This window comes from Acinetobacter sp. UBA6526 (assembly GCF_002434875.1).
In the GTDB taxonomy this organism is placed as follows: Bacteria; Pseudomonadota; Gammaproteobacteria; order Pseudomonadales; family Moraxellaceae; genus Acinetobacter; species Acinetobacter venetianus.
The window spans coordinates 1-10796 of record NZ_DJLC01000064.1 but is presented as its reverse complement, the minus strand read 5'-3'; the positions used below and the strand labels follow the sequence as shown (position 1 = coordinate 10796).

Annotated in this window: 11 protein-coding genes; 9 read left to right on the top strand and 2 right to left on the bottom strand. The window is 37.7% G+C overall.

Features of this window, described 5'->3' with window-relative positions; translation table 11 throughout:
• Nucleotides 1-691 (top strand): Dyp-type peroxidase (locus B4237_RS04295; RefSeq protein WP_286941609.1); only part of this gene is annotated, 691 nt, incomplete at its 5' end.
• Nucleotides 692-736: 45 nt separating this feature from the next.
• Here B4237_RS04295 and B4237_RS04290 read toward each other — a convergent pair.
• The gene (locus tag B4237_RS04290; protein ID WP_278595603.1) at nt 737-1132 is read right to left on the bottom strand and encodes an acyl-CoA thioesterase; all 396 of its coding nucleotides are present in this window, start codon (nt 1130-1132) and stop codon (nt 737-739) included.
• A gap of 14 nt (nt 1133-1146) precedes the next feature.
• Nucleotides 1147-1785, bottom strand: coding sequence for a TetR/AcrR family transcriptional regulator (locus B4237_RS04285; protein WP_004880214.1), 639 nt, complete (start codon nt 1783-1785; stop codon nt 1147-1149).
• Between the two features lie 489 nt (nt 1786-2274).
• On the opposite strand from B4237_RS04285, the gene B4237_RS04280 reads away from it, so the two are divergent.
• The 8 genes from B4237_RS04280 to B4237_RS04245 form a co-directional block, all read left to right on the top strand.
• Nucleotides 2275-3234 (top strand): metal-dependent hydrolase, encoded by a 960-nt coding sequence (locus B4237_RS04280; protein WP_023014400.1) that lies wholly within the window; start codon nt 2275-2277, stop codon nt 3232-3234.
• A gap of 306 nt (nt 3235-3540) precedes the next feature.
• Nucleotides 3541-4515: a metal-dependent hydrolase gene (locus tag B4237_RS04275; RefSeq protein ID WP_004880208.1), complete on the top strand. Its 975-nt coding sequence runs from the start codon at nt 3541-3543 to the stop codon at nt 4513-4515.
• A gap of 38 nt (nt 4516-4553) precedes the next feature.
• A complete protein-coding gene (locus tag B4237_RS04270; RefSeq protein ID WP_004880207.1) occupies nt 4554-5378 on the top strand; it encodes an SDR family NAD(P)-dependent oxidoreductase in 825 nt (274 codons plus the stop codon).
• Nucleotides 5379-5471: 93 nt separating this feature from the next.
• Entirely contained in the window at nt 5472-6992 is a 1521-nt protein-coding gene (locus B4237_RS04265) for a flavin-containing monooxygenase (protein WP_278595602.1), read from the top strand.
• 98 nt (nt 6993-7090) lie between these two features.
• Complete coding sequence (locus B4237_RS04260) at nt 7091-7966, top strand: class I SAM-dependent methyltransferase (protein WP_061392273.1); 876 nt, start codon at nt 7091-7093, stop codon at nt 7964-7966.
• A gap of 206 nt (nt 7967-8172) precedes the next feature.
• Nucleotides 8173-8940, top strand: coding sequence for a LamB/YcsF family protein (locus B4237_RS04255; RefSeq protein WP_278595601.1), 768 nt, complete (start codon nt 8173-8175; stop codon nt 8938-8940).
• Nucleotides 8941-8952: 12 nt separating this feature from the next.
• The gene (locus B4237_RS04250) at nt 8953-10542 is read left to right on the top strand and encodes a 5-oxoprolinase/urea amidolyase family protein (protein ID WP_278595600.1); all 1590 of its coding nucleotides are present in this window, start codon (nt 8953-8955) and stop codon (nt 10540-10542) included.
• On the top strand, nt 10532-10796 hold a 265-nt coding region (locus B4237_RS04245), incomplete at its 3' end, for a biotin carboxylase N-terminal domain-containing protein (protein WP_286941596.1). The genes B4237_RS04250 and B4237_RS04245, both read left to right, overlap by 11 nt.

Sequence of the window (10796 nt, the reverse complement as noted above, 5' to 3'; positions counted from 1 at the left end):
ATTTCAGGAAATAAAAGGTGAGAAGCATACTGCTGTAGCAACTGCGGGTGATTTATTTTTTCATATTCGTGCTAATCAAATGGCGATTTGTTTTGAACTTGCTTCTATTCTGCACGATCAACTCAAAGAAACAACCTATCCAATTAGTGAAACTAAAGGTTTTAGATACTTTGATGGGCGTGCAATTCTTGGTTTTGTTGATGGAACTGAAAACCCTGAACATGAAATTGCTAAAGAAATTGCCTATGTGGGACAAGAGGATGCTGAGTTCCTTGGTGGTAGTTATGTTTTTATCCAAAAATATTTACATAACATGGAAATGTGGAAAAGCTTAACTACTGAACAACAGGAAAAAGTCATTGGTCGTAAGAAGTATGATGATGTTGAATTAGGTGATGATGTTAAGCCACAGAATGCACACAACGTAGTTAGCAAAGCACATGATGCAGAGGGCAATGAGCTAAAAATTCTTAGAGCCAATATGCCATTCTCTAATCCAACGGAAGGTGAGTATGGCACTTTCTTTATTGGTTATTCTCGTTCATTTAACATCACGAAAACTATGCTTGAGAATATGTTCCTTGGTAAAGAAAATGGTCACGTTGACCGTATCCTTGATTTCAGTACTGCTGTTTCAGGGAGTTTATTCTTTGTTCCAACATTCGATTTTCTTGAAGATTTAGGCGAATAAATTTGATCCGCTGAAATAATTAAAGTTGTTCCAGCGGAAATATATTTATTGGCTCACTAGATATTCTTGTAACTGGACGCGGAATTGATCGGGAATACGATCTGATTTTTGAGTACTAAAATCAAAATAGACCTGAACGGCTTTGCCGCGTGCAACGCATTGATCATTCTGCCACGCTTCATGTGCAACGACGAAAGATGAATTTCCGATGTGTTCAATCCATGTTTTGATTTCGATGTTTGCGCCATAATAGATTTGAGCAACAAAATCGACTTCAACTCGTGCAAGAATCAAAGGCAGATTTTTAATTTCCATACTTGGGTTAAATAATCGGAAAATCGGTTCTCGTGCTGTTTCAAACCAACCTGTAATCACAGTATTGTTGATATGTCCGAAAGCATCTGTTTCATAGAATCTTGGCATAATTGAAAGGCTAAACATTGTTTTTTACTCTGTTATACATGTGTTAAGGTGGTTTCTCTTTCAGCTTTAGCAAGTTCTGTTTCGATGTAGCTGATGATCATTGTACTTAACCCTTTCACCATTTCATCGAAGCTAATTTGTGGATTTGGTAAGATTAAATGACGCGCGACATTGAAAATACTACTATTAATACTGATATATGCTGTCACGCTGAGGTTATTCACTTTTAAATAACGTGGATGACGAATCATATATTTCATTAATACTTCCATCAGCGCCATTTCAATCTGACCAATGTATTTTTCGTATTTCAGCTCTGTCGCGTAACGCAGACAAATCAGATAACGATCATCATCGCGTGTGAGTAAGTCTCTGAATGTATAAAAGATCATTTGAAACAATGGTTCTAGTTCTTGCTCAATGATAATTGGGGTAAGCTCTTTCACCATATCCAAGACTTCTTTGACAAAGGTTTTTGCCATAGCGTCATATATTTCTTCTTTATTTTTAAAATACTCATATAGCGAGCCAACACTCACTCCAGCTATATCAGCAATGTGTCTTGTGGTTGTGCCGCTAGTACCGTTAGTTGCAACTGCAATAAAGCCAGCTTCAATAATCGTGTCTACAGTCACTTTTGAACGTGACTGACGTGGTTTTCGAGTTGCCATAATATCTTATTATTAAAATCCGAACATAACGTCAGATTAACATAACCGTCATAAGCATGAAAGATAGGCTTAAATAATCCGAACAAATAAAATTACATGTTTTTTATTTTATGAGATTTAACTGTAATGAATCTGTGTAAACCAATTAAAATTTAAGGTCTATAAATTACGGAAAATAAAATTTAAATTTAATAATATATTGATATTTATTAATTAAATATATTTTGTATATGGGCTTTTTATCTTATAAAAATCATAAAAAGTTATTTCAATAAAAATTAAAAGATGACTGTTTAAGCGAAGAATTTACCCGAATTGAATCCGAACATAAGATCGGTTTACATTGGTTTTAGTGAAGAGTTAGGTTCACAAAAATCTCCCGAATATTTTTTCGTAACTTAGCAAGTTATTGAGTTAGACGAAAAGAGATAATCCTGAACCAAATGTAAAAGGGCAAATGACGCTCAAGTGAAGTAGGTAGGTGTAGCCATGGTTACTAGCACATTAAAGAAAGGTTTAAGTTTATTTAAATCTAACCCAATAACTGAGCAAATCGATTTTGCGAGTAAAAAAAGTATTCCAATTCGTCACTTAGCAATCGGATTTGATGGCAAACAAATTGATCTTTCATTCTATATGAACAATCAGTTTGCGACGATTTTTTTCGCGACACTTTCAGTGTTTTTGACATACGGCGAAGACTTAGTTATTGAGACTGCACGTCATCATCGCGATATGTTGAAAGACCCAATTTTAAAGCAACGTGTAACATCATTAATTGGTCAAGAAGCAATTCATTCAAAATTGCACAATGAATTTAATGACGCGATTGTCGATCTTGATTATCCAGTTAGGTTGTATCGCTTCCTTGGCGAACAATTTTTCGATCATATTTTCCTAAGATTTCCTCAACCGCTAAAACTTTCACTCATGGCTGGGATTGAACATTTTACTGCCGTTTTAGCCGAATACATGATGGCGCATGAGCAGAACTTCTATTTCTCTGATGACGCTAAAACTCGTGCTTTGTGGATGTGGCATATGTTGGAAGAGTCGGAGCATAAAGATGTGGCGTATGACGTTTATCAAACTTTAAACGGTAATTATGCATTACGTGTGGGAGGTTTCTTCCTTGCATATTTCACCATTCTTGGCTTGATTCCATTCTCCGCAACGATGGTTCCTTTACTACGTAAACCACAAGAATTGTTTACACCAAAATTCTGGCGTGACGCACGTCGTGGCGTAAAGCTTATTTTTAGTCCGAAAGACGGTGTATTTGGTAGTACGCAAGGTCGAATTTTTGACTATTTACGTCCTGATTTCCATCCAAATGATCATGATGCAACTGAGTATTTTGAATACTACGAGAAAAAGTTGTTGTCTGAAGGTGGTGCGTTACATCCATTCTTTGTTAAAGAATTTACGCCAAAAGTCCAAGCGGCTTGATTTCTAGTACATTTTTAATCGTTAGTGTGCAATGAAATTTAATCATTTGAATTGGCAAAAGTGTTCATGGCGTAATGAGCAATTTGGTTCTTGTTGGTCATATTTTGTTAGCGCACTATGCGGTGAGATTACTTAGAAAAATTCAATTTGAAATGACTTTTGACAAGTATTCATAAGCCCGTGATCTAACGTGATTTTCAGCATCGAATTGTTAAAGTTTCAGAAATAATCTTATAGACAATTTTACGATTCAAATTGATTTGCTGTGCATCGATTTTACTTTTTACTCTCAGTGGGGATCAAACCATGGTCGCTCAAGTTTTACGAAATGTTTTCTCAGACAAATTGAGTACTAAATATCAGGGAATTATTCAAAATTTTGCGAATAAGTCTCCGATTCCGATTCGCCATTTTGATTTTAAATTTAATCCAGATGAATTGGATGAGAGGTTCTTTTTAAATAAAGAATTAGCGACATCATACTTTCATGCATTGTCTATTTTTCTGACTTTTGGTGAAGATGTTGTTATTGAAACCGCGCGTCATCATCGTGAGTTTATCCAAGATCCGATTTTAAAACAAAGACTGACTTCGCTGATCGGGCAGGAAGCAATTCACTCCAAAATCCATAATCAATTCAATGATGAAGTATTGAAAGAAAATGGTTATCCAGTGGATTTACTTCGTGCGATTGCAGATAAGGTGTTTGAGTACGGAATTTATAAGTTACCAAATGCTATGCAGCTGTCATTGATGGCAGGTATCGAACATTACACGGCTGTTTTAGCTGAGTTCATGATGCAACATGAAGATTACTTACTTGGTTCACAAGATGAAAGACAGCGTGCGATGTGGATGTGGCACATGTTGGAAGAGTCTGAACATAAAGATATTGCTTATGATGTATTTTTAGAACTGTCAGGTGACTACTGGGTTCGAATCACAGGTTTCTTATTAGCAAGTTTAACCATTTTAGGCGGGGTGTCTTTAGGTGGTTATTTGATGCCATTTGTTCGTAAACCAAGCAATTTAATTAATCCTCGCTACATGAAAGATATTGTTGAAAGTACAGCTTTACTTTTTGGTAGTAAGCGTGGGGTATTCGGCAGTAGTTTCATGCATATTCTTGAATATCTACGTCCGAGTTTCCATCCAAATGACCATGATACGACAGCGTATATGGAGTATTACAAAGAGCGTTTATTAAATCCTGAAACAGGTTTATTAAGCCCTTATTTTCTTAAAGAATTTGTACCACCTGTACGTGCAGCATCTGCATAACTTGGTCAATGTAAATACAAGATTGTTGGAAAACAAATATGAGATTATTTGGTAAAAAAATAAAGCCTAGCCAAAATGCTTTTGCAGTAGTGACAGGTGCGGGTAGTGGTATTGGTCGTAGTTTTGCACTTGAATTGGCAAAACGTGGTGGCACAGTTGTTTGTTCTGATATTGATTTAGATGCCGCAAAAGAAACAGTGGCTTTAATTGAGGAACTTGGTGCAAAGGCATTCGCAGTCAAATGCGATGTGGGCAATGCTAAGCAAGTTGAGAAACTCGCGGAGCAAGCTGAACAATTGATGCAACATCCTACGACGCTAGTGATTAATAATGCAGGTGTTGGCCTTGGTGGCAAGTTTGATGAAATGACATTAGATGATTGGAAATGGGTCGCAAATGTAAACCTATGGGGAGTTGTCCATGGTTGTCACTATTTTGTACCTAAATTTAAGCAGCTTGGTCGCGGTGCAATTATCAATGTCGCGTCTGCCGCATCGTATACCGCAGCGCCTGAAATGACGGCTTATAACGTGACCAAAGCTGGTGTTCGTGCTTTATCAGAAACACTTTCAGCTGAACTGAGAAAACATAACATCAAAGTAAATGTGTTGTGTCCAACCTTAGTTCCAACCAACATTATTAAAAATGGCAAAGTTCCACATAAAGGTCTTTTGGATTATGCATTGACCAATCTGGCATTCACGACGAGCGATAAAGTAGCAAAACTTACTCTAGATCGTTTGGACAAAGATCAGCTTTATACCATTCCACAAATCGATGCCAAGTTGTTCTGGTTAATGAAGCGTACTGCTCCGAACTTATACGCAAAATTCTTAGGTACATCATACCGATTGATGAAGTAAACCGAATTGGTAAAAAGTTTTTAAGACTGAAATAAGCAAAAGCCCAAGTAAAGCAAAGCTTATTTGAGTAACGTAAATGAAGGAAATTTTGAAATGACAGCTCAAGCAAAAAAATTAGATTCAGCTGAAGGAAAGGCTTTACCATCACATATCTACGATACGTTCATCGTCGGTGCGGGTATCTCTGGTATTGCAACTGCAATTCGTTTAGATCAAGTGGGTTATACAAACTATAAGATCATTGAAAAAGCAACGCGTGTAGGTGGTACATGGCGTGAAAACACTTATCCAGGTTGCGGATGTGATGTACCTTCAGCACTGTATTCATATTCATTTGCACCGAGTGCGAAATGGAGTCACTTATTTGCACGTCAACCTGAAATTCTAAATTACTTAGAAGAAGTAAGTGAAAACTTTGGTGTTAGTTCAAAAATTGAATTTGGTACTGAATTGCTCAAAGCAGCTTGGGACAATGAGCGTAATCTATGGGTAATGGACACAAGCAAAGGTCAATTCTTAGCGCGTACTGCAATTTTTGCAACAGGTCCAATTACTGAAGCTCAAATCCCTAAATTGGAAGGTTTAGAGACATTTAAAGGTGAAATGTTCCATTCAGCGAAATGGAATCATGATTATGATTTAACAGGTAAGCGTATTGCTGTTATTGGAACAGGTGCATCAGCAATCCAGTTTGTACCTCAAATTCAACCTAAAGCCAAAGAACTTTATGTATTCCAACGTACTGCACCTTGGGTTGTACCAAAGCCTGATACTGATTTAGGTGATGTGAGTAAGGCACTTATTGAGAAATTCCCGCTCATTCAAAAAACATGGCGTAAAACAGTTGCTCAATCACTAAATGCAATTAACTTCGGTTTACGTAACCCAGCTGTATTAAAACCAGTGGGTGAACTTGCAAAATTGATTTTACGCTTCCAAATTGAAGATGCTGAATTACGTAAAAACGTAACGCCAAACTTTACCATTGGTTGTAAGCGTTTATTATTCGCTAACAACTATTATCCAGCATTACAACAACCCAATACTAAGCTCATTCCTCACGGTTTGGTGAAAGTTGAAGGAAATACAGTTGTCTCTGCAAATGGCGAACGTCATGAAGTAGATGTGATTATTTGGGGTACAGGTTTTGAGGTATCGCATCCACCTATTGGTAAGCGCGTTCAAAATGAGAAAGGCGAAATCTTAAATGATTTATGGAAAAATAGTTCTCCAGAAGCGTACTTAGGCACGAGTATCGAGAATGTACCAAATGGATTCTTGATCTTAGGGCCAAACGTGCTTGTTTATGATTCATTCATTGGTTTAGCAGAAGCACAACTTGATTATATTGTTGATGGTTTACTCAAAATCAAAGAGAAGGGTATTGCTAAGTTAAATATCAAGCCTGAAGTGATCAAGAAGCATAATGATTTAGTACAAAAACATCTGAAAACGACTGTATTTAATGCAGGCGGTTGTAAGAGTTATTACTTGGATGCAAATGGTCGTAACTTTGCGGCTTGGCCGTGGTCATTAAAAGCATTGAAAAAGCGTTTAAAACGTATGGACTTAAATGATTATCAAGTTACATACCAAACTGAAAAAACAAAATAATAAGTCATTTATCAAATGATTAAAGGGCAGTAAATTTTATCTTAGGGTGAAATTTACTGCTTATTTTTTGCGAGATAGAAATAAATTAGGAACGATATATGAAAGAAGGACAATCAAGTCGTACGGCTGAGGCGGCAGCGGCATTACGTGCGAACCACTTTCAACATGCAGAAAATCCAGTATTTTCAGATCCATTTGCATTTGAGCTGACCAGCAAAGGTTGGAAAAAGCTCCTTACGACGTCACTTACTGTTAAAGTGATGAATTCTCTTGTATTTAACCGAACACTCGGCCTGCTGACAGGACAAGTTGTAGGGCGTTCGAGTTATGCTGAAGATCAATTGTATGAAGCAATTGAACGTGGCGTAAAACAGTATGTATTAGTCGGTGCAGGCTTAGATTCATTTATTTTGAGACAAGCTCAACATTATCCAGCATTAAAAATTTTTGAAGTTGACCATCCTGATACACAAGCAGCCAAACAAAAAAAACTAAAAGAATTTGGTGAGATTCCTGCCAATGTAGAGTTCGTCTCTATTGATTTTGAAAAAGAGTCAATCGCTGATGCTCTAGCACGTAGTGGCTTTCAGCAAGATCAACCCGCATTTTACTCATGGTTAGGTACGACGCATTACCTTGAGCCTCAAACTACACTCAAAACTTTGGAAAGTATTGCTAATTTTGCTGCGAAAGGAAGTGAAGTGGTCTTAGATTATTCGATTGATTATCGAGAGTTAGCGGGTATTGAACGTTTTGGGAGTCTATTCGTCTCACAATTTACTCGTTTTTTAAAAGAACCTTTAAAAGGACAGTTTAGACCGAAAGACTTACATCAATCTGTGGAGAATATGGGCTATATCGTAGCTGAAGATCTATCTGGGGATGGATTAAGTGAAAGGTATTTTTATAAGCGCCCTGATCATATCCGTCACACCAGTGCGACACACATGCTGTATTTACGATTAATGAAATAAGTGATTAAAAATTTCTTCTAACTCAAAAGAGCCTTGGGTTAGAAGTTCTATTCTATATAAAAATATAATGTGGCCTAAATTGATTCTATGTTAAAGCTATGATGTTGATTTATAAAATACATAAAAACCAGTGTTGTTAAACTGAGCGTTTCGAGTATATTGCTAAAATACGTATGTGAAATGAAAAAAAGCAATTGGAAGGCTATATGTATATTGATCTAAATAGCGATTTAGGTGAGAGCTATGGCTCATGGAAAATGGGCAATGATGAACAGATTCTTCCGATTGTCAGTAGTGCGAATATTGCCTGCGGTTTCCATGCAGGTGATCCACAAAGTATCCTAAAAACATTAAAGCAAGCTGCTCAATTCAATGTATCTGTTGGGGCACATGTCTCGTATCCTGATCTTGTCGGTTTTGGCCGTCGTAATATGGATGTTGCTTATGATGAGTTATTTGCTGATGTGTTATATCAAATTTCAGCGTTGCAAGGCTTAGCTAAAATTGCAGGAACAACGGTTCGTTATGTAAAACCACATGGCGCACTTTATAACACCATTGCAACTAATTTGAATCAGGCTCAAGCAGTTATCGATGCATTACTTGCTTATGATGCTTCCTTGGTATTAGTTGCTTTAGCAGGCTCACCTTTAATTGAGTTTGCGCGTCAACAAGGTGTTAATGTCGTTTCAGAGGCATTTGCAGATCGTGCCTATCATCGTGATGGTAGATTAGTATCTCGTCGCCAAGATGGAGCTGTTTTACATGATGCCGATCAAATTGCACAACGAGTATTAGACATGATTCAAAAGGGTGGAGTCATGTCTATTGAAGGTGTATTTACACCAATTCAGGCAGATACGGTTTGTTTACATGGTGATACATTAGGTGCAGTGGAAATTGCGAACGTGATAAAAAAGACCCTAACTCAGCATCAAATTCAAGTACGTTCTTTTACTGACTCAATAGCATAAATGAGAGCTGATATGAGATTTCTATCGGTCAATGCAAATGCTTTTTTAATTGAATTTACAAGCTTACAAGATACGATAGCTGCATATCGAACACTACAACATGCACAACATCCTTATATTCGAGAGCTTGTTCCAGCTGCACGGACGATTTTGGTTTATTTTGATTCTATATTTATCAATTCACAGACCCTAATTAAGTGGATTTGCTCACTGAAAATATTAGATGATGCGGTACTTATTGGTAAAGAATTGGTTATTCCAGTGCGTTATAACGGTGAGGATATTGAGAATGTTGCAGATCTTGTTGGGTTAAGTATTTCTGAGCTTATTTACAAACATAGCCAAACCTTATGGCGTGCTGCGTTCATTGGTTTTGCACCAGGCTTTGCTTATTTAGTGAGTGATGAGCCTCCCTTTGGAAGCATTCCGCGCTTGGCTTCACCCCGTAAAAAAATTACTTCAGGTTCAGTCGGCTTGGCGGGTGAATATAGTGGTGTTTATCCTAAAGATAGTCCTGGTGGATGGCAACTGATTGGGAAAACTGATCTGAAAATGTGGGATGTTCAACGAGAACAACCTGCTTTGTTGCTGCCGAATGATCAAGTGATTTTCAAAGATGTTACACATCAACCCACACAAATTTGTGTTCCCAATACAGTGCCAATTTCGGAAAAACGAATTACTGAAAATGAAGCAGTTTTACGTGTTAAAAAAGTTGGTTTACAGGTGCTTATACAGGATGTTGGCCGCCTAAACATGGCAGAAATGGGCGTAGGTAGAGCTGGTGCAATGGATCAGACTTCTTTTCAAAGTGCCAATTTAGCTGTAGGTAATTCTCAAAATGCCGCTGCCTTGGAAATACTCAATGGTGGCCTTGTTCTCAGTATTTTAAAACCTACAGTGATTGCTGTTACTGGCGCTGATGCGGAACTTTCGGTGCAATATGCACAGGGAGAAAAAGTTAGAGTCTCTCTATACCAACCGATTGCACTTGATCAGGGGGATGAGGTTTATTTGGCAGTCACTAAAACTGGGGTGAGAAATTATCTTGCAGTGCGGGGTGGCTTAGCGGTTGAAAACATTCTAGGAAGTGCTAGTTATGACAGTTTGGCTGAGTTAGGGGCATTACCTTTAAAGATTGGCGATGAGCTTGCATCGACACAATTGAAAACTCATTCTGTGGATTTGAGCCAGAGCTCTATCGCTATGCCAAAACAGGGTGATGTGATTGTGATAGATCTCCATTTAGGGCCAAGAACGGATTGGTTTAAAACTTCTAGTTTGGAGTTACTTTTCCAACAAAAATGGCTCGTAACTACAGAAAGCAATCGGATTGGCTTGAGGCTGCATGGGGAACATGCTTTGCAACGAGAAATTGAGCATGAACTTCCTAGTGAAGGGTGTAGCATCGGTGCTTTGCAAATCCCCCCAAATGGTCAGCCTGTTTTGTTTATGCGTGACCATCCGATTACAGGAGGGTATCCCGTCATCGCGACAGTAGCTGCTTATCATCTCGATTTAGTTGCACAAATTCCTTCAGACAGTTTCATCCAGTTCCGCAAAATCACAGAATTTATGGACATCCAAGATCATGAAAAATAAACAACATAAATTACTGATTGCCAATCGAGGTGAGATTGCGGTTCGCATTATTCAAGCATCTAAAGATTTGGGTATTCATTCCGTTGCGGTATATGCAGATGATGATATACACAGCTTACACGTTAAACTTGCAGACGAAGCGTGGTTATTGTCTGGTGTAACAGCGAAAGAGACCTATCTTGATATAGATAAAATTATAGCAATAGCAAAAAAATCACAAACGACCATGATTCATCCTGGTTATGGCTTTTTGT

What these genes read in the sequence shown, in the direction of transcription:
- B4237_RS04275 (WP_004880208.1), top strand. Translation starts at nt 3,541, where the DNA reads ATGGTCGCTCAAGTTTTACGAAATGTTTTCTCAGACAAATTGAGTACT.
- B4237_RS04260 (WP_061392273.1), top strand. Translation starts at nt 7,091, where the DNA reads ATGAAAGAAGGACAATCAAGTCGTACGGCTGAGGCGGCAGCGGCATTA.
- B4237_RS04265 (WP_278595602.1), top strand. Translation starts at nt 5,472, where the DNA reads ATGACAGCTCAAGCAAAAAAATTAGATTCAGCTGAAGGAAAGGCTTTA.
- B4237_RS04255 (WP_278595601.1), top strand. Translation starts at nt 8,173, where the DNA reads ATGTATATTGATCTAAATAGCGATTTAGGTGAGAGCTATGGCTCATGG.
- B4237_RS04250 (WP_278595600.1), top strand. Translation starts at nt 8,953, where the DNA reads ATGAGATTTCTATCGGTCAATGCAAATGCTTTTTTAATTGAATTTACA.
- B4237_RS04280 (WP_023014400.1), top strand. Translation starts at nt 2,275, where the DNA reads ATGGTTACTAGCACATTAAAGAAAGGTTTAAGTTTATTTAAATCTAAC.
- B4237_RS04270 (WP_004880207.1), top strand. Translation starts at nt 4,554, where the DNA reads ATGAGATTATTTGGTAAAAAAATAAAGCCTAGCCAAAATGCTTTTGCA.
- B4237_RS04290 (WP_278595603.1), bottom strand. Translation starts at nt 1,132, where the DNA reads ATGTTTAGCCTTTCAATTATGCCAAGATTCTATGAAACAGATGCTTTC.
- B4237_RS04285 (WP_004880214.1), bottom strand. Translation starts at nt 1,785, where the DNA reads ATGGCAACTCGAAAACCACGTCAGTCACGTTCAAAAGTGACTGTAGAC.